Here is an 18,585-nt window from a genome sequence, read left to right on the forward strand (position 1 = left end):
CGTGCCGTGCCGGATGCTGTGCGATCGGCGTGTCCGTCTCGGTCCCCGCGGAACGGTCCGGTCTGCCCCGATTCCTGCTGGCCCGGTCGTGCTGTGCCGTCGGGCGGAGTTCGTGGGTGACGTGCCGTGCCGGATGCCGTGGGATCGGCGTGTCGGCGGCGATCTCCGCGCGACGGCTCGGGGTGCGAGCGCCGGCTCGGCGTCCCCGCGAACGCCGCGCGATGGTCGACGAACAGCGGTGCCGGTCACCGCGACGGGCGACCGGCACCGGCCGGACGTCAGGACTCAGGCGAACAGGCGCTGGAGGCGCTGGATGCCCTCGAGGAGCTGGTCGTCGCCCAGGGCGTACGACAGACGCAGGTAGCCGCTCGGGCCGAAGGCCTCGCCGGGCACCACGGCGACCTCGGCCTGCTCGAGGATGAGGTCGGCCAGCTCGAGCGAGGTGGTGGGGGTGACGCCGCCCCACGAACGGTTCAGCAGGCCGCGCACGTCGGGGTAGGCGTAGAACGCGCCGAGCGGGTTGGGCACCTCGACGCCGTCGATCTTCGCCAACTCCGACACGATCAGCTTCCGACGGCGGTCGAAGGCGAGCCGGAACTGCTCCGCCTCGTCCTGCGGTCCGTCGAGGGCGGCGGCCGCGGCGATCTGGGCGACGTTGTTGACGTTGCTCGACAGGTGCGACTGCAGGTTGCCGGCGAGCTTGATGGCATCCGCCGGTCCCACCATCCAGCCCACGCGCCATCCGGTCATGGCGTACGTCTTCGCGACGCCGTTGACGAGGATGGTCTGCTCGGCGAGCTCGGGGACGGCCTCGACGATCGAGACGGCCCGTGCGCCCTCGTAGGTGAGGTTCTGGTAGATCTCGTCGGTGATGACCCAGATGCCGTGCTCGAGGGCCCAGCGGCCGATCTCGGCCGTCTCTTCGGGGGTGTAGACCGAGCCCGTGGGGTTCGAGGGCGACACGAAGACGAGCGTCGTCGTCTTGTCGGTGCGCGCGGCCTCGAGCTGGGCGACCGTGACCTTGTAGTCCTGGTCGGCACCGGCGAAGACCTCGACGGGAGTGCCCTCGGCGAGGGCGATGGCCTCGGGGTAGGTCGTCCAGTAGGGAGCCGGCAGCAGAACCTCGTCGCCGGGGTTCACCACGGTCTGGAACGCCTGGTACACTGACTGCTTGCCGCCGTTGGTGACGATGACCTGCGACGGCGCGACCTCGAGGCCCGAATCACGCAGCGTCTTGGCGGCGATCGCCTCACGTAGCACCGGAAGACCGGCGGCCGGCGTGTACCGGTAGTTCTTGGGGTCCTGCAACGCCTTCGCCGCGGCGTCGACGATGAAGGACGGGGTGGCGAAATCGGGCTCTCCGGCCGCGTACGAGATGACCGGTCGGCCGGCGGCCTGGAGGGCCTTGGCCTTGGCATCGACCTTCAAGGTCGCGGACTCGGCGATGGCGGACAGCTTGCGGGAGAGCGGGGCGCGGGAAGTCACGGTTCCGAGCCTACTGTTCGCGCTCGCTCCCGCCGAGGGGTATGACCTCGAGCGCTGCGTGCGGAAGACGAAACACGGGTCCACTACCGTGGCGGGGTGATCGCTGAAACCCCCACGTTGTTGCCCTCTCGTCGACGAGGTCTGGGAACTCTCGTCCGCTTGGGGGTGGCGACCCTCATCGTCGGTCTGGCGACCGGTCTCGCGGTGCTGCTCCTGGTCTTCATCGTCCACTCCCTCGAACACCTCGTGTGGGGCCACGAGGAGGGCCCGTTCCTGGACGGTCTCGCATACCCCTCGGTCTGGTGGCTCCCGATCGTGACGGTCGGCGGCGCGGGTGTGGTGGCCGCCCTCGGGTGGTACCTGCTCCGTCGCTTCGGGCGCAAGCTCGCCACCGTCGAGCAGGGGGTGGACGGATCCCGGATGCCGTTCTGGGAGACACTCCTCGACACCGTCCTCCAGGTCGGTTCGGTCGCGATGGGAGCCTCGATCGGCAAGGAGGTCGCCCCGCGCGAGCTCTCGGCCATGGCGGGATCGAAGATCGTCCGCTGGTTCCGCCTCGACGCGCGCTGGCGCCGCATCCTCATCGCCTCCGCCGCGGGCGCCGGTCTCGCCGCCGTCTACAACGTGCCGCTGGGGGGCGCCTTGTTCGCGGTCGAGATCCTCCTCGCCCAGTTCAGCGTGGGCGCGGCCGTCGTCGCCCTCAGCGTCAGCACGATCGCGACCCTCGTCGCCCGCCCCCTCGTCGGCGAGGAATCGCTGTACCACGTGGCATCCCTCGAGGTGAATCCGTCCCTCCTGGTCGCAGCCCTGCTCATCGGGCCGCTGATGGGGTGGGGAGCCTCGAGCTTCGCGGCCGTGACCAAGAAGCTCTCGAGGTTCCGGCCCACGGGCTGGAAGATGCTCGTGGTGCTGCCGCTCACCTTCACCGCGGTGGGAGCGCTGGGCGCGGCCTTCCCGCTCATCCTCGGCAACGGCCGGGCACTGGCGACCGCGGGCTTCGACCTGTCGCAACCGGCGCTCCTCCTGCTCGCCCTCGCGGTGCTGAAGTACGTCGCGACCACCGTCTCACTCGGCTCCGGCGCGATCGGCGGCACGCTGCAGCCCTCCGTCGCGATCGGCGCGGCACTGGGGGCGGCGGCCGCCGCGGGGTGGGCGGTCATCTGGCCGGGTGCCGACGGCACGGCCCTGGCGATCGTCGCGGCGGCGGCGTTCCTGGCATCCAACATGAGAGCGCCGTTCACCGCGATCGCGCTGATCATCGAGTTCACCGACACCGGCTTCACGCTGCTGCTGCCGATCTTCCTGGCCGTCGCGGGCTCGCTCGCCGCTTCGCGGCTCACCTCGCGCGAGAGCCTGCGCGGCTTCGCGCCGATGGATCCGGCTCGCCCCTAGAACCGGGCGCCGCGCGGCGGGGGATCGACCGGGTCCTCGCCGAACGGGTGCAGATCGTCCGGCCGTCGTCGCGCCACGCGAGCCCCCTTTTCGAAGCGGGGCGGGGGCTCGCGCGACGCGGCCGGCGTCAGTCGAGGTACTTCGCGTACGCCGGCAGGGTGAGGAACGCCGGGAATTCCGGTCGCAACGCCACCTCGCGGAACACCGCTGCGGCGTCGTCGAAGCGGTCGCCGTTCGAGCGGGGCACCTCGGCCAGCACCTCGTCGAGCAGCCCCTCGACGAACGCTCGGGTGATCGCGGTGCCCTCGGCGGTCTCGCGATCCTGGTGGATCCACTGCCAGATCTGCGAGCGCGAGATCTCGGCGGTCGCGGCATCTTCCATGAGGTCGTCGATCGCCACCGCGCCGAGCCCCCGCAGCCACGCTTCGATGTAGCGGATCGCCACCGAGACGTTGCCGCGCACACCCGCCGTGGTCACCGGCAGGCCGATGCGCAGGTCGAGCAACTGCCGGGGCTCGACCGATACGTCCTCGCGCAGGCGGTCGAGCTGGTTCTCGCGCTCGCCGAGCACCGCGTCGAACTCGGCGCGGGCCACCGGGATGAGGTCGGGGTGCGCGACCCACGTGCCGTCGAAGCCGTCGCCGGCCTCGCGCCGCTTGTCGGCGGCGACCTTCTCGAACGCGGCCTCGGTCACCTCGGGTCGGCGGCGGTTGGGGATGAACGCGCTCATACCGCCGATCGCGTACGCGCCCCGCTTGTGGCAGGTGCGCACGAGCAGCTCGGTGTAGGCCCGCATGAACGGCACCGTCATCGTCACTTCGCTCCGGTCGGGCAGGACGAACCGCGCCCCGCGCCCACGGTAGGTCTTGATGATCGAGAAGATGTAGTCCCAGCGCCCGGCGTTCAGTCCCGCGCAGTGGTCACGCAGGGCGAAGAGGATCTCCTCCATCTCGAAGGCCGCGGGCAGCGTCTCGATGAGCACGGTCGCGCGGATCGTGCCGTGGGCGAGGCCCAGACGCTCCTCGGTGAACGAGAACACGTCGTCCCAGAGCCGAGCCTCTTCGGCCGACTCGATCTTCGGCAGGTAGAAGTACGGCCCCCGACCTGCGGCGATCAGCGCGTGGGCGTTGTGGAACGCGTACAGCCCGTAGTCGACGAGCGATCCGGATGCCGGCAGCGCGCGCCCCGCGCGATCGACGAACGTCAGATGCTTCTCGGGCAGGTGCCATCCACGCGGGCGCATCACGATGGTCGGCGTGCGCTCGGCGGTCACTTCGTAGCGCTTGCCCTCGGGGCTCGTGAACGACAGCTGCCCGCGGATCGCGTCGAACAGCGAGAGCTGACCGCCGATGACGTTGCGCCAGGTGGGGGAGGTGGCATCCTCCTGGTCGGCCAGCCACACCCGCGCGCCGGAGTTCAGCGCGTTGATGGTCATCTTCGGATCGGTGGGGCCGGTGATCTCGACGCGGCGGTCTTCCAGTCCGGGACCGGCCCCCGCCACACGCCACGACGCGTCGTCGCGGATGTGCGCGCTGTCGGCGCGGAAGTGCGGGTCGTCGCCCGTGCCGATCTCGAAGCGGCGGCGCTCGCGCGCGGCGAGCCGGTCGTGCCGGCGTCGGGCGAAACGGTCGTGCAGCTCGGTGAGGAAGGCGAGGGCTGCGGGCGTGAGGATCTCGCCGTCGCGCCCTTCGAGCGAGCGCTCGAGACGCAGGTGCGGGGCGGATGCCGGGGTGCTCGGCATCCGTGATCCTTCGGTGGAGGTGGGCGGGGGAGAGGTGATGAGGGTCATGGTCGTGGCTTTCTGTGCGTGGTGCCCGCTCTCCTCGCCCGCTGTCCGGTGCGACCCGTGCTGAGTGTCCAAGAAACCCGGACGAATTCTCGAAAGGTCCGGGTGTTCTGGACACTCAAGCCCGGATCGCGACCAGGGCGGGGCGGGGAAGGGGTGGGGAAGAGAAGAGAGGGTCAGTGAAACTGGGCGGTTTCCGTCGAGCCGGCCAGGGCGAGGGTGGCGCTTTCGGGGTTGAGCGCGGTCGAGACGACGTCGAAGTAGCCGGTGCCCGCTTCGCGCTGGTGGCGCGTGGCGGTGTACCCGTGGGCTTCGGCGGCGAACTCGGCCTCCTGCAGCTCGACGTACGCGCTCATGGCGCGTTCGGCGTAGCCGCGGGCGAGGTCGAACATCGAGTGGTTGACGGCGTGGAAACCGGCCAGCGTGATGAACTGGAAGGCGTAGCCGACAGCGGCCAGGTCGGCCTGGAACGTGGCGATCTGCTCGTCGCCGAGGTGCCGCTTCCAGTTGAAGCTCGGCGAGCAGTTGTACGCGAGCTTCTTGCCCGGGTAGCGGGCGTGGATCGCCTCGGCGAAGCGACGGGCGAGCTCGATGTCGGGCTCGCCGGTCTCGACCCACAGCAGGTCGGCGTACGGGGCGAAGGCGAGGCCGCGCGCGATGACCGAGTCCAGCCCCGGACGAACGCGGTAGAAGCCCTCGGTCGTTCGCTCACCGGTCAGGAACTCGGCGTCGCGCGGGTCGACGTCGCTCGTGAGCAGGTCGGCGGCCAGGGCGTCGGTGCGCGCGATGACCACGGTCGGCACTCCGGCGACGTCGGCGGCCAGACGCGCGGCGTTCAGGGTGCGGATGTGCTGCTGGATCGGCACGAGCACCTTGCCGCCGAGGTGACCGCACTTCTTCTCGCTCGCGAGCTGGTCTTCCCAGTGGATGCCGGCAGCTCCCGCCTGGATCAGCGACTGCGCGAGTTCGTAGGCGTTGAGCGGCCCACCGAAGCCCGCCTCGGCGTCGGCGACGATCGGGGCGAGCCAGTCCCGCGTTATCTCGCCCTCGGCGCGCTCGATCTGGTCCTGACGCAGGAGGGCGTTGTTGATGCGGCGGACGACCGCGGGGACCGAGTTCGCGGGGTACAGGCTCTGGTCGGGGTAGGTCTGGCCGGCCAGGTTCCCGTCGGCGGCGACCTGCCAGCCCGACAGGTAGATGGCCTTCAGCCCCGCGCGCACCTGCTGCACGGCCTGGCCGCCGGTGTAGGCACCGAGTGCGCGGACGTACTCCTCGGTGTGGATGAGGTTCCACAGGTTCTCGGCCCCGCGACGGGCGAGGGTGGACTCCTCGCGGACACTGCCACGGAGGCGGACGACGTCTTCGGCCGAGTAGGTGCGCTCGATACCGTCCCACCGCGGGTCGTTCTCCCACGCGGCACGGATCTCGTCGGCGGTCTCGGTCTGGTCGCCGGGACGCAGGGGCTGCGGGGCGGGGGTGGCCTGGATCGTCATGAGCGTTCTCCTTTCGGATGCCGGGGCGGCGGTGCCCCGTGGAGACCACTGTCGGCGAAGAACGTCGTGTCGAAACAGGATTCGAGGTGTGAAGATCGCGCGATCTTCTGTTTCCGTGAGAACATGGCGTATGGACACCGGCGTCACTGCTTCTTCGGCATCCCTTCCCTTCGACGATGGGGAGGTGGACACGCTCACCATCGGACGACGCATCCGACAGCTGCGCACGGCGCGGGGGATGACCCTCGACGACCTCGCCGGCGCGGTCGACCGTGCCCCGAGCCAGATGTCGATGATCGAGAACGGCCGCCGCGAGGCCAAGCTCACGCTGCTGCAGGCGATCGCCCGCGCGCTGGAGTGCAAGCTCGATCAGATCCTGGATGCCGAGCCCCTCGACCCCCGCGCCGTCCTCGAGCTGTCGGTGGAGAGGGCCATGCGCGGCCAGACGTTCCAGGCGCTGGGGATCGAGCCGTTCCGTGTGGGCCGAGCGGTGCCCGACGAGGCGCTCGCGGCGATGCTCGCGCTGCAAGCCGAGATCGAACGCCTCCGCGAGGAGCGCTCGGCCACGCCCGAAGAGGCGCGGCGGGCGAACGTGGCGCTGCGACGGCTGATGCGCAGACAGGACAATCATTTCCCGGAGCTCGAGCGAGTGGCATCCGGGATCCTCGATCGGATCGAGCACCCGGGTGGACCGCTCACCCAGCGCGGGGCGAGCGACATCGCCGCCCACCTCGGTTTCACGTTGCACTACGTGCCAGACCTCCCCTCATCGACCCGCAGCATCGCCGACGTCAAGAACGGGCGGCTGTACCTGTCGACCAAGGTCGCGAAAACCGATCCGCGAGCGGCGGTCCTGCAGGCGCTGTCGAGTCGGATCCTGGGGCACGGCGAGCCGACGAGCTACGACGAATTCCTCCGCCAGCGGGTGGAGACGAACTACCTCACCGGGGCACTGCTCATGCCTGAGGCCCACGTCGTGTCGGCCCTGAGCGAGGCGAAGGAGCGGCGCACGCTCAGCATCGAAGATCTCCGTGACGCCTACTCGGTGTCGTACGAGACCGCGGCTCACCGCTTCACCAATCTCGCAACCGTGCACCTGGGCATCCCGGTGCACTTCCTCAAGGTGCACGAGTCGGGGACGATCACGAAGGCGTACGAGAACGACGACGTGAACTTCCCCACCGACCGCCTCGGCTCGATCGAGGGCCAGATGTGCTGCCGGCGGTGGACGAGCCGCGTGGTGTTCGAGGAGGACGACCTCTTCAACCCGTACTACCAGTACACCGACACCGGCAACGGGACGTACTGGTGCACCGCCCGTGTCGAGCAGTCGAGCGAGGGGGCCCACTCGGTGAGCGTGGGCGTGCGCTTCGACGACACGAAATGGTTCCGGGGGCGAGACACGTCGAACCGCGGTATCTCTCGGCACTCCGTCGAGACGTGCTGCCGCCGCGCCCCGGCGGAGCTCGAGGCGACCTGGCGGGGGCAGGCCTGGCCGAATGTCCGCACGCCGCGGACGTTGCTTGCGACCCTGCCGACCGGGGCGTTCCCCGGGGTCGACACGACCGAGATGTACGAGTTCCTGCAGGCGCACGCGCCGGAGTGACCCCGGCCGCAGCGACCGGGCCCGGGCCCTCCGACACGCTCGGTCGGATGCCACGGAGGCGGCGAAAGCACCCGGTCCCGGTCGCGATGCCCCGGGGCCTGAACGATCAGGGGATCACGGGCGGAAACCGGCAGGGGTGCAGAGTGCACACTCGGGCGGTCAGATCGGGCGACATGCACATAGGCCGGGGTGGGCGCCGGGAATAACGTGTCCAGCACCCGCACCGTCCCTCTTCCGCAAAAGGACACTCCCATGGCACGTATGGCCCACGCCGACGACTTCGCCCTCAGCCGCGTGACACCCGACGCCCAGAAGCACTGGTTCGGCATCGCCGTGCAGCGCTTCGGTCAGGTCTCGGCCCTGTCGCAGTTCCTCCTGGGCGCCACCCTCGGCTACGCGATGACCTTCAGCGAGGCGTTCCTCGCGCTGCTGCTCGGCTCGATCATCCTCGAGGTGATCATGTGCATCGTCGGGATCATCGGACAGAAGGAGGGGCTCAACACCGCGCTGCTGGCTCGCTGGACCGGTTTCGGCGAGATCGGGGCCTCCCTGGTGGGGCTCGCGATCGGTATCAGCCTCATCGGCTGGTTCGGCATCCAGTCGGCCATCTCGGCCGAGTCGCTCGACTCGCTGCTGCCGGGCCTGATGCCGATGTGGGCGTGGAGCCTGCTGTTCGGTCTCGCCGTCACCGCGATCGTGGCCGTCGGCTTCGTCGGCATGCAGTGGCTCGCCAACATCACCGTGCCCCTGTTCCTCGTGCTCGTGGGCTGGTCGATCATCACCGAGCTCAGCAACCACTCGATCGGCGACCTGCTCACCTCGCCCGCCCCCGGACCCACCATGTCGGTGTGGCAGGGAACGGCGATCGTCGCCGGAGGTCTCATCGTCGGCGCCATCATCACCGCCGACATGACCCGCTTCAACCGCTCCAAGGCCGACGTCGTCAAGCAGACCGTCGTGGGCGTCTCGCTCGGCGAGTTCGTCATCGGCCTCTCGGGAGTGCTGCTGGCCCACGCCGCGCAGACGGGCAACATCGTCGCGATCGTCACGTCGTCGGTCGGCCTCGTGGGACTCATCATCGTCATCACCGGCACGCTGAAGATCAACGACTGGAACCTGTACTCGTCGACCCTCGGCCTGGTGAACTTCATCTCCACCGCGTTCGGCAAGAACCTGAACCGCGTCAGCACCACCATCGTGCTCGGCGTCGTCGGGTCGATCCTCGCGGCCGCCGGCATCCTGTCGCAGTTCACCGGCTTCCTCATCATCCTCGGCGTCGTCTTCCCGCCCATCGCCGGAATCATGGTCGCCGAATACTTCATCGTGCGTCGCTGGCGCGGCGAGCTCGACGCCTCGCGCGCCGAGGGCCGCCTGCCGCTCACCGCTCCGCGCCTGGTTCCCGTGACCCTGGTGGTCTGGCTCGTCTCGGCCCTCGTCGGCTACTTCGTGACCTGGGGCATTCCGGCGATCTCCTCGCTCGTGCTCTCGATCGTGCTGTACACCGTCGCCGGCAAGCTCGGCTGGGTGCGCGGTGTCGGCGAGGCGACCACCGCGCAGGCTCCCGTGCGCGACGCCGCCCCCGTGGCATCCTGACCCGTCCCCTCCGAACGAAAAGAGCTCCACCCATGCACATCGGCATCGACGTCGGCGGCACCAACACCGACGCAGTGCTCATGGACGGCAAGGACACCCTCGCCGGCGTGAAGAAGTCCACCAGCCCGGATGTCACCACCGGCATCGTCGACGCGATCGCCGCCCTGCGCGCCGAACGCGACTTCGCCGGCTCCGACATCGACGCGGTCATGATCGGCACGACCCACTTCATCAACGCGCTCGTCCAGGCCCAGCGGCTCGCCCCGACCGCCGCGGTGCGGCTCGGTCTTCCCGCCACGAAGGCCCTGCCGCCGCTCGTGGACTGGCCGAGCGTCCTCACCGACGCGATCCAGGCGCGCAGCTACCTCGCCCACGGAGGGTACGAGTTCGACGGGCGGCCGATCTCCCCGCTCGATGAGGACGAGCTGCGCGGCATCGCCGACGACATGAAAGCGAACGGCGTGCGCTCCGTGGCGATCTCGTCGGTGTTCTCGCCGGTCAATCACGACCTCGAGGTGCGCGCGGCCGAGATCCTCGGCGATGTGCTGGGGCCCGACGTGGCCATCTCGCTCTCGCACGAGATCGGCCGGATCGGTCTGCTCGAGCGCGAGAACGCGACGATCATCAACGCCGCGCTCCGCGAACTCGCCTCCGAGATCGTCGACGGGCTCACCGCGGCGGTGCGCGCGGAGGGGATCGAGGCCCCGATCTTCCTCAGCCAGAACGACGGCACGCTGATGGACGAGGACTACGTGCGCCTGTATCCCGTCGCCACCTTCGCATCGGGTCCCACCAACTCGATGCGCGGCGCCGCGCTCACCAGCGGCCTGCAGACGTGCGCGGTGGTCGACATCGGCGGCACGACGGCCGACATCGGTCTGCTCAACGCCGGGTTCCCCCGGGAGACGGCGAACGAGGTCAAGGTCGCCGGCATCCGCACCAACTTCCGGATGCCGGACGTGCTGTCGATCGGCATCGGCGGCGGCTCGATCGTCGATGAAGAGACCGCGGAGGTGGGGCCCGCATCCGTCGGTTACCGCCTGACCGAGGAGGCGCTGGTGTTCGGCGGCTCCACGCTCACCGCGACCGACATCGCCGTCGCGGCAGGGCGCGCGAACGTGGGCGACCCCTCGCGCGTCGCGCACCTCGACCCCCACTTCGTCCAGCGCGTGCTCGCACGCATCGCCGATCGCGTGGCCGAGGCCGTCGACCGCATGCGCACCTCGCCCGAGCCGATCCCGGTCGTCGCCGTCGGCGGCGGCAGCATCCTCCTCCCCGAGGAGCTGCCGATGTTCGGCGCTGTGCATCGCCCCCTCAACTACGCGGTCGCCAACGCCATCGGCGCGTCCATCGCCCAGGTGGGCGGCGAGATCGACAAGGTCTACGCGATCGAGCCCGGCCGCCGCGACGAAGGCATCGCCGCGATCCGCGCCGAGGCCGTCGACAAGGCCATCGCCGCGGGCGCGCGACCGTCGTCGGTGTCGATCGTCGACTTCGACGAGGTGCCGATCCCCTACCTGCCGGGTAACGCCACCCGGGTGCGCGTGAAGGCCGTGGGCGATCTCGACATGGGCGTGCGGGCGTGAGCTGGCAGCTCACCCCGTCGGTCGTGGGCGACCTCGCTCGCGGCGCCGCGGTGCTCGGCACCGGCGGCGGGGGAGACCCGTACATCGGCGCGCTGCTCGCCCGCCAGGCACTGGCCGTCCACGGGTCGGTCACGGTCGTGGGCCTCGACGAACTGCCCGACGACGCCCTCGTGCTGACCGTCGCGATGATGGGGGCCCCGACCGTCATGGTCGAGAAGCTCCCGAGCCTCGAAGAGGTCGTCGCACCCGTGCACGCGCTCGGCGCCTCGCTCGGGCGTCCCGTCACCCACATCGCGTGCGCCGAGGCCGGCGGGGTCAACTCGACCATCCCGATCGCCGCCGCCGCCGCCCTGGGCCTGCCGCTACTGGATGCCGACGGCATGGGCCGCGCGTTTCCCGAGCTGCAGATGGTGCTCCCCACGCTCTACGGCATCACGGCATCGCCCCTCGCCTTCGCCGACGAGAAGGGCAACACCGCCGTGCTGTCCACGATCGACAACACCTGGACCGAACGCATCGCGCGCGTCGCGTGCGTCGAGATGGGGTGCTCGGTCATGCTCGCCGGTTTCGCCATGTCGGGGGCGAGCGCACGCGAGGCGCTCGTGCCCGCATCGCTGTCGGCGTGCCTGTCCATCGGACGCGGCATCGTCGCGGCGCGCGACGCGAAGACCGACCCGGTCACCGCGGTCGTCGCCGCCCTCGGCGGGCGCGAGGTCTTCGAGGGCAAGGTCGTCGACGTCGAGCGCGGGACCACGGCGGGCTTCGCCCGCGGCAACGCCCGCATCGAGGGCCCGGGCGACACGCTCACGCTGTCGTTCCAGAACGAGCACCTCATCGCGCGCACGACCACCGGCATCCTTGTCACGACCCCCGACCTCATCATCGTGCTCGATGCCGAGAGCGCCGAGCCCATCACCACCGAGGGGCTTCGCTACGGCCAGCGCGTGCGCGTGGTCGCCGCGCCGAGCGACGAGCGCTGGCACGGTGCCGACGCCCTCGCCATGGTCGGACCCGGCTATTTCGGCTACGACCTGCCCTCCCACCGCTTCGACGGAACCATCGAGAACTCGGAGACCGCCGCATGAGCTGGACCCTGACTGCCGCCGACCTCCCCGACCTGGCCCGCGGCGCAACGTTGCTGGGAACCGGGGGCGGCGGCGACCCCTACATCGGGCAGAAGCTCGTGGAGCGCGTGCTCGGCGCGGGGAGCATCACCGTGCTCGACCCCGACGAGATCGCCGACGACCTGTTCGTGATCCCCACCGCGCAGATGGGCGCCCCGACCGTGATGGTCGAGAAGATCCCGGCCGGCACCGAGCCCACGCTTGCGCTGCGCACCCTCGAGAAGCACCTCGGCCGCACCGCCGATGCGACCATGCCGATCGAGTGCGGGGGCATCAACTCGATGATCCCGCTCCTCGTCGCCGCCGAAACCGGTCTCCCGGTGGTGGATGCCGACGGCATGGGCCGCGCCTTCCCGGAACTGTCGATGGAGACCTTCGCCGTCTACGGCGTGCACGGTTCGCCCCTCGCCCTCGCGGGGGAGCGCGGCGAGACCGCCGTCATCGACACCGGCGACGACGACCGTCAGATGGAGTGGCTGGCCCGTGGTGTCACGATCCGCCTCGGCGGAGTGTCGCACATCGCCGAGTACGCCATGACCGGGGCCGACGTGCGCCGCACGGCGATCCCGCGGACGCTGTCGATGGCGCTGGCACTGGGTCGTGGCATCCGCGAGGCCCGTGAGCAGCATCGCTCGCCGTTCGAGGCCATCGCCGAGACCCTCTCGACCACCCTCTATCCGCATGTGCGGGAGCTGTTCGTGGGCAAGGTCGCCGACGTCGAGCGGCGCACCACCGACGGCTTCGCGAAGGGACGGGCGACCATCGCCGCCCTCGGGCCCGACGACGACTCGACCCTCGAGGTGGCGTTCCAGAACGAGAACCTCGTCGCCCACCGTGACGGCGTGCTCGTGGCGATCGTGCCCGACCTCATCTGCATCACCGACATCGAGTCCGCCGAGCCCATCACCACGGAGGGCCTGCGCTACGGCCAGCGCGTGCGCGTGCTCGGCATCTCGACGCCCGACATCATGCGCACCCCCGGCGCGCTCGCCGCATTCGGCCCTTCGGCGTTCGGTCTCGCCGACGCGTTCACCCCGGTCGAGCAGCTCGAGCCGGAGGACGCTCGCGCGCTGATTACCCTGTGAGCATGAGAACCCTCGGGCCCGACCGCCTGCCGGCGCTGGCCCGGGGGTTCTCGCTGCTCGGCTCGGGCGGGGGCGGGGCCACCACCCTGCTCGAGCTCATGGCCGCCGAACTGCTCGACGGCCCGGTCGAGGTGCATGACGTCGACGACCTCGACCCGCTCACCCCGTGCGTCGCCGTCGGATTCGCCGGGTCGACCTACCTGCTGGGCGAACGCGTGCCCGCTGAAGACGCCTTCGTGCCGCTGCTGGCTGCGGCCGAGCGCTGGACCGGGGTGGCCGCAGTGGCCGTGTGCGCGATGGAGGGGGCCGGCCTGAACGGCCTCACGCCGTTCCTCCTCGCCCGCGACTACACGCTCGTCGACGCCGATCTGATGGGTCGCGCGCTGCCCGGGATCGACCAGCTCTCCCTGGTGGTCGACGCCGTGCCCGGTGTGGTGCTGGTCGCCGACACCGGAGGGGGCGTCATGGTCGTGGAATCCACGCGGCCCGCCGACGTCGAGAGCCTCGTACGCGCGAGTCTCATCCGAGCCGGGGGTGCCGGCGCCGTTCTCGTCGCGGGCTTCACCGTCGGCGACCTGGCGACCCATGGCATCCCGGGCACCTTCGCCCGGGCGGCCGCGCTGGGCGACGCCGATGTCTTCGGCGAGAGCCTCCCCGGTGGGCGGATCCTCGCGGCGGGACGGGTGAGTGCGGTGGACGCCGTTCCCGACGACCCCTTCGTCCGATCGATCGAGCTGACCGGCGACGACGGTGCGCTGCTGCGCCTGGTCGCACGGTCGGAGTTCCTCGCGGTGACCCGCGACGGGCGGACGATCGCGGCATCCCCCGACATCCTCGTGGCGATCGACAGCGTGTCGGGCGACGTGCTCCAGGTCGACGCGGTCACGCTCGCCCGTCACGTGCGCGTGGTGTCGCTTCCGGCGCCGGCGTGGTGGACGGCCGCCGCCGGCCGCCTCGCGCACGTGATGCCCGCCGTCTATGGGTTGCCCGATCTGGAGGTGGAGTCGTGATGACCGTGCTGCGATCCTCGCCCCGCCAACCGAGGAGAGCGCCGTGACGCCCCTGGATCTGCGCGCGCTACTGGCGCACCCCGCGAACGGCCGGGTCCGTGTGCTGGTCGACGCCCCGGGCGTCGAGGCCTTCGCCGGTGTGGTGGTCGCCGCGCGCGAAGCGCTGCTGCCCGAACGGGGAGACGGCGACCTCGCCGCGCTCATCGAGCGACCGCCCTCGGCGCCCTGGCAGCAGGACGCCCTCGTGCGCCGCGTGCGCGACCGCGGCTTTCGCGGTCTCGCCCTCTCCGGGGCGGATGTGCTGGGGGCCGGCAGTCGCGGCCTCGCCGCCCGCCTGGGGCTCACCCTGCTCGCCGTCGACGACCCGATGGCCCTGGCCCGCGCCGGGTGGGAGCTCGTTCAGGGTCGTGACGCCCTGACGCTCGGGTACGTCAGGCGCGTGGCGCAGTCGATCGAGTACTCCGCCGCGCACCTGGCCGACCTGCTGCGCCACCTCTCGGCCAGCGTCGGACACGGTGTCGCGCTCATCGACGCCGAGGGCGTGCTGCTGCAAGCCGGTGGTGACCTGCCCGAGCCGGTGAGAGCGGCGATCGACTTCGGCCTCTGGCAGGACGTGGTCTCGGTCGCCGAAGGAGCGGCCGCTTCGGTGCGCGTCGACAGCCCGAGCCGCGCGGGGCTGCGGCTGGCCGTCTTCGGGACGGGGCTCAGCGCCGCGCAGCTGTCGGCCCTGGCCGTGGCGGCGGAGGTGGCGATGCCGGCGGTGGCCGCGCGCATCCTCATCGACGAGGTGGCGGACGTGAGCGATGCCGCCGTGGCATCCGGTCTGCTCCGGGAGTTCCTCGAGGCCCGCGACGCCCGCGACCCCGATGTCGAGCAGCGCATGAGCGAGCGGGGCTGGCGCACGGGTGGGTACCACCTCGCGTTCCGCATCGCCGGGCGCCGTCGGCTCGAGACACTCGAGCTGCTGCGTTTCGTTCGGCGGATCCTCGCTGCCCTCCCCGTCGACTCGCAGGCCGTGACCAGCGGCCGCGGCGTGACCGGCTGGCTGAGCTTCGCCGAGCCGCCGGCACCGGACCGCCTCGACGAGCACGTCGCCGCCGTGCGCGCCCTGCACGACCAGGTGCGACGCTCGTTCGACGTCGCAACCGGCGTCGGGTCGCTCGACAGTGGCGCGAGCGGGCTGTTGCGCAGCATCGACGGCGCGGTCGACGGCGCGCGCATCGCCGCCGGACGCGCCGCGACGGGCTGGTTCGTGCGCGTCGACGCCCTGGGCATCGAGCAGGTGCTGCTGTCGTGGGCCGGGTCCGACACCTTCGTGCCCGCCGCCGAGTCGCTCCTCGCTCCTCTCGCCTCGCAGGGCCCGGAACTGCTCGAGACGTTGACGGCTTACCTCGACCACGAGTCCGGCGTCTCGGCCACGGCGACCACCCTGGGCCTGCATCGCAATACCGTGGCGATGCGCATCGCTCGCGCGCAGGAGTTGCTCGGCGTCGACCTCACCGACACCGACGCCCGTCTCGCCCTGCACCTCGCCTGCCGCGCGCTGCGCTGAGGCCGTCGCGGGGGCGCCAAGTGCCTGGCGGCGCGCCGTCCTGCGGAGTGTGGGCCTGACACGCCGTTCGGGATGCCGATGTATCGGCGCGTCTCGAACGAACTCCGCACGACGGTTCACGCCGCGAGCACCGACCCCGCGGGGCGACGGGGGAGGGTTGCGTGAATACCTTCCATGTGTAAGGTTTTAGAGCAGTGAGCTCCGTCCCCCCGGAGCGCTTTCGATGAGGAGAGCCAGTCATGAAGCACACCCTCGCGGCATCCACCGCGGTCGTCGGACTCGTCCTGGGCGGTCTCGCCGCGGCATCCCCCGCCGTCGCCGCACCGGCAGAGAAGCCCGGTCCGCCGGGGCACGCCGGTCCGCCCGCGCATGCCGGCTCCGGCGTACGTGACCTCGAGCGCTATGCCGCCGACACCTGGGCCTCGCTCGCGGCGATGGCCCACGAGAACACCGGCCTTCCCGACGACAACATCGGGGGTGCGCTGGATGAGTCCACGGCATCCGGCTACACCTCGCCGACCAACATCGGCGGGTACCTGTGGTCGACGGTGACCGCGCGCGACCTCGGCATCATCGACGCCGACGAAGCGCGGGATCGCTTGACCGCGACGGTGTCGACGCTCGAGACGATGGAGCGCAACGACGCCAGCGGCATGTACTACAACTGGTACGCGCCCGACACCGGCGCCAAGCTCGAGATCTTCCCGACCTCGGGCGAGGTCATCCACCCGTTCCTCAGCACCGTCGACAACGGCTGGCTCGCGGCGGGGCTGAGGATCGTCCGCGAGGCCGAGCCGACACTCGCCAATCGAGCCGACACGCTCTACCGGTCGATGGACTTCTCGGCGTTCTTCGACGCGGCGGGGGCGGCGGGACTCCCGGCCGGCACGAACCGCGGCGGCTTCTGGGAGGCCCCTCCCGGCGACGGCTGCGCGGTCGAGGCGCCGATGTACAACGGCAGCGGCGAGACCGCGTTCTACACGTGCCACCACTACGACACGACCGTGAGCGAGAGCCGCATCGCGACCTACCTCGGCATCTCGGAGGGGGCGATCCCGGCAACGGGGCTGTACGGTACCCACCGCACCATGCCCGCCGGCTGCGACTGGGCGTGGCAGGAGCAGCTGCCCACCGGCGAGACCCGCACCTACGACGGCATCGACGTCTACGAGGGCGTGTATTCCTACGACGGCATGTCGTTCGCCCCGAGCTGGGGCGGGAGCATGTTCGAGGCGCTCATGCCCGATCTGCTGATCCCCGAGACCGAATGGGGCCCGCGCTCGTGGGGCGTGAACCACCCGATCACCGTCGAGGTGCAGAAGCGTCACGGGCTGAAAGAGGCCGGGTACGGGTACTGGGGCTTCTCGCCCGCCAGCAACCCCTTCGGCGGCTACGCCGAGTACGGCGTCGACATCGCCGGCATGCGCTCCGACGGATACACCTCGGATGCCGAGAAGACCGACGTCGACATCGACCGCCCGGGCTGCGCCGAGGGAACGAACCCCGACCCCACCTTCGGTGACGGCGTCGTCACCCCGCATGCCGCGTTCCTCGCGTTGCCGTACGACCGCGCCGGTGTGCTGAAGAACCTGCGGGGCCTGGAGAAGAAGCTCGGCGCCTATGGGCCCGGCGGGTTCTACGACGCCGTCGCTGTGAAGAGCGGCACGATCGCCGAGCGATACCTGTCGCTCGACCAGTCGATGATCATGGCCGCGATCGGCAACGCGCTGACGGGTGACTCCCTGAAGGACTACATGGTCGATGACAGGATGGAGCAGAACCTCCGACCCGCCATCGAGAAGCAGGTCTTCGGCTCGTCGTGGGGCGCCTCGCGTCCCTGACGGATCGACCGCTCGATGCCCGGTGCCTCGCGGAGGTGCCGGGCATCGGTGTGTCCGGACGGGGAGGGGATGCCGATGACCGACGCACCAGCACAGCGCGGGCGTCGCGGCAGCTATGCGAAGGGGCAGCAGACGCGCCAACGCATCGTCGACGAGGCGGTCGTCGTCTTCGGGCGGTCGGGCGTGACGGCAGGGTCGCTCCGCGAGGTCGCCGCCCGAGTCGGCCTCACCCCCGCGGGGCTCCTGCACCACTTCGCCTCGAAGGAGGAGCTGTTCGCCGAGGTGTTGCGCCAGCGCGACGAGCGCGTCCGCGCGGCCGCCGGCGACCCGGACGAGCACACCCTCGTCGAGCAGATGCGCAAAGTTGTCGCGCACAACGCCACCACGCGCGGCCTCACGTCTTTGTACACACTGGTCGTCGCCGAGGCCGGCGATCCGGCCCACCCCTCGCACGAGGCTTTCGCCGAGCGGTATCGCCGCAGCGCCGAGACGGCCGCGGAGCTGCTGCGGGCCGGGCAGGCCGCGGGGGAGGTGCGCGCCGACGTCGATCCGGAGCGCGCCGCGCGGCTGCTGAGCGCCGTGATGGACGGCCTGCAGCAGCAGTGGCTCCTCGACGAGTCGGTGGACATGCCCGCGCTTTTCGCCGAGTTCGTGCGGGGTTATCTCGAACCTCACGGCTGAGGTGGCGGCATCCGTTCCGTCCGTGGGCTGGTGGTGCTCGTGGGCCGTGCGGCGGAGTTTGTGGTGAAACGCCGGTGCTGGCTGCCGGTGGCTCGGCGTGTTGGCGGTCGATTCCGCCGGAGGGTACGTGTGGGGTCTGGCAGTGGTGGGGGCGTTCGTGGGGGTCGCCTGGGCCGTGCGGTGGAGATCGTGCGGGTCGCCTGGGCCGTGCGGCGGAGTTGGTGGTGAAACGCCGGTTCTGGCTGCCGGTGGCTCGGCGTGTTGGCGGGCGATTCCGCCGGAGGGTACGTGTGGGGTCTGGCAGTGGTGGGGGCGTTCGTGGGGGTCGCCTGGGCCGTGCGGCGGAGTTTG

13 protein-coding genes are annotated in these 18,585 nt (G+C 70.8%); 10 read left to right on the top strand and 3 right to left on the bottom strand.

Going from position 1 to position 18,585, the window contains the following annotated elements; all coding sequences use genetic code 11:
• Positions 1-285: 285 nt before the first annotated feature.
• The gene (locus AB6V29_RS05070) at positions 286-1,485 is read right to left on the bottom strand and encodes a pyridoxal phosphate-dependent aminotransferase (RefSeq protein WP_267787948.1); all 1,200 of its coding nucleotides are present in this window, start codon (positions 1,483-1,485) and stop codon (positions 286-288) included.
• A gap of 96 nt (positions 1,486-1,581) precedes the next feature.
• On the opposite strand from AB6V29_RS05070, the gene AB6V29_RS05075 reads away from it, so the two are divergent.
• Entirely contained in the window at positions 1,582-2,877 is a 1,296-nt protein-coding gene (locus AB6V29_RS05075; RefSeq protein WP_369357353.1) for a chloride channel protein, read from the top strand.
• 127 nt (positions 2,878-3,004) lie between these two features.
• Here AB6V29_RS05075 and aceB read toward each other — a convergent pair whose 3' ends face one another.
• Positions 3,005-4,666 (bottom strand): malate synthase A, encoded by a 1,662-nt coding sequence (aceB, locus tag AB6V29_RS05080; protein WP_369357355.1) that lies wholly within the window; start codon positions 4,664-4,666, stop codon positions 3,005-3,007.
• Between the two features lie 173 nt (positions 4,667-4,839).
• Positions 4,840-6,156, bottom strand: coding sequence for an isocitrate lyase (gene aceA / locus AB6V29_RS05085; RefSeq protein ID WP_369357356.1), 1,317 nt, complete (start codon positions 6,154-6,156; stop codon positions 4,840-4,842).
• Between the two features lie 184 nt (positions 6,157-6,340).
• On the opposite strand from aceA, the gene AB6V29_RS05090 reads away from it, so the two are divergent.
• From AB6V29_RS05090 to AB6V29_RS05130, 9 genes are all read left to right on the top strand, one after another.
• Positions 6,341-7,762, top strand: coding sequence for a helix-turn-helix domain-containing protein (locus AB6V29_RS05090; RefSeq protein WP_369357358.1), 1,422 nt, complete (start codon positions 6,341-6,343; stop codon positions 7,760-7,762).
• Between the two features lie 252 nt (positions 7,763-8,014).
• The gene (locus tag AB6V29_RS05095) at positions 8,015-9,355 is read left to right on the top strand and encodes a cytosine permease (protein WP_210073267.1); all 1,341 of its coding nucleotides are present in this window, start codon (positions 8,015-8,017) and stop codon (positions 9,353-9,355) included.
• Positions 9,356-9,387: 32 nt separating this feature from the next.
• Positions 9,388-10,941, top strand: a complete 1,554-nt coding sequence (locus AB6V29_RS05100; RefSeq protein WP_307313011.1) for a hydantoinase/oxoprolinase family protein — start codon at positions 9,388-9,390, stop codon at positions 10,939-10,941.
• Positions 10,938-12,026 (top strand): DUF917 domain-containing protein, encoded by a 1,089-nt coding sequence (locus AB6V29_RS05105; RefSeq protein ID WP_369357359.1) that lies wholly within the window; start codon positions 10,938-10,940, stop codon positions 12,024-12,026. Before AB6V29_RS05100 ends, AB6V29_RS05105 begins: the two co-directional genes overlap by 4 nt.
• Positions 12,023-13,150 (top strand): DUF917 domain-containing protein, encoded by a 1,128-nt coding sequence (locus tag AB6V29_RS05110; RefSeq protein ID WP_369357361.1) that lies wholly within the window; start codon positions 12,023-12,025, stop codon positions 13,148-13,150. Before AB6V29_RS05105 ends, AB6V29_RS05110 begins: the two co-directional genes overlap by 4 nt.
• Before the next feature lie 2 nt (positions 13,151-13,152).
• Positions 13,153-14,160 carry a DUF917 family protein gene (locus AB6V29_RS05115; protein ID WP_369357362.1) on the top strand — a complete coding sequence of 336 codons (1,008 nt, stop codon included), beginning with the start codon at positions 13,153-13,155 and terminating at the stop codon, positions 14,158-14,160.
• Between the two features lie 43 nt (positions 14,161-14,203).
• A complete protein-coding gene (locus AB6V29_RS05120) occupies positions 14,204-15,712 on the top strand; it encodes a PucR family transcriptional regulator (RefSeq protein WP_369357364.1) in 1,509 nt (502 codons plus the stop codon).
• 239 nt (positions 15,713-15,951) lie between these two features.
• Positions 15,952-17,553: a glucoamylase family protein gene (locus tag AB6V29_RS05125; protein ID WP_369357366.1), complete on the top strand. Its 1,602-nt coding sequence runs from the start codon at positions 15,952-15,954 to the stop codon at positions 17,551-17,553.
• Positions 17,554-17,628: 75 nt separating this feature from the next.
• On the top strand, positions 17,629-18,234 hold the full coding sequence (locus AB6V29_RS05130; RefSeq protein ID WP_307313004.1) for a TetR/AcrR family transcriptional regulator: 606 nt from the start codon (positions 17,629-17,631) through the stop codon (positions 18,232-18,234).
• Positions 18,235-18,585: the final 351 nt, after the last annotated feature.

It is taken from the genome of Microbacterium sp. 20-116 (assembly GCF_041079415.1).
In the GTDB taxonomy this organism is placed as follows: Bacteria; Actinomycetota; Actinomycetes; order Actinomycetales; family Microbacteriaceae; genus Microbacterium.

Excerpts from the sequence above, each read along its gene's own strand:
- aceB (WP_369357355.1), bottom strand. The coding sequence starts at position 4,666 with ATGACCCTCATCACCTCTCCCCCGCCCACCTCCACCGAAGGATCACGG.
- aceA (WP_369357356.1), bottom strand. The coding sequence starts at position 6,156 with ATGACGATCCAGGCCACCCCCGCCCCGCAGCCCCTGCGTCCCGGCGAC.
- AB6V29_RS05095 (WP_210073267.1), top strand. The coding sequence starts at position 8,015 with ATGGCACGTATGGCCCACGCCGACGACTTCGCCCTCAGCCGCGTGACA.
- AB6V29_RS05100 (WP_307313011.1), top strand. The coding sequence starts at position 9,388 with ATGCACATCGGCATCGACGTCGGCGGCACCAACACCGACGCAGTGCTC.
- AB6V29_RS05110 (WP_369357361.1), top strand. The coding sequence starts at position 12,023 with ATGAGCTGGACCCTGACTGCCGCCGACCTCCCCGACCTGGCCCGCGGC.
- AB6V29_RS05115 (WP_369357362.1), top strand. The coding sequence starts at position 13,153 with ATGAGAACCCTCGGGCCCGACCGCCTGCCGGCGCTGGCCCGGGGGTTC.
- AB6V29_RS05125 (WP_369357366.1), top strand. The coding sequence starts at position 15,952 with ATGAAGCACACCCTCGCGGCATCCACCGCGGTCGTCGGACTCGTCCTG.
- AB6V29_RS05130 (WP_307313004.1), top strand. The coding sequence starts at position 17,629 with ATGACCGACGCACCAGCACAGCGCGGGCGTCGCGGCAGCTATGCGAAG.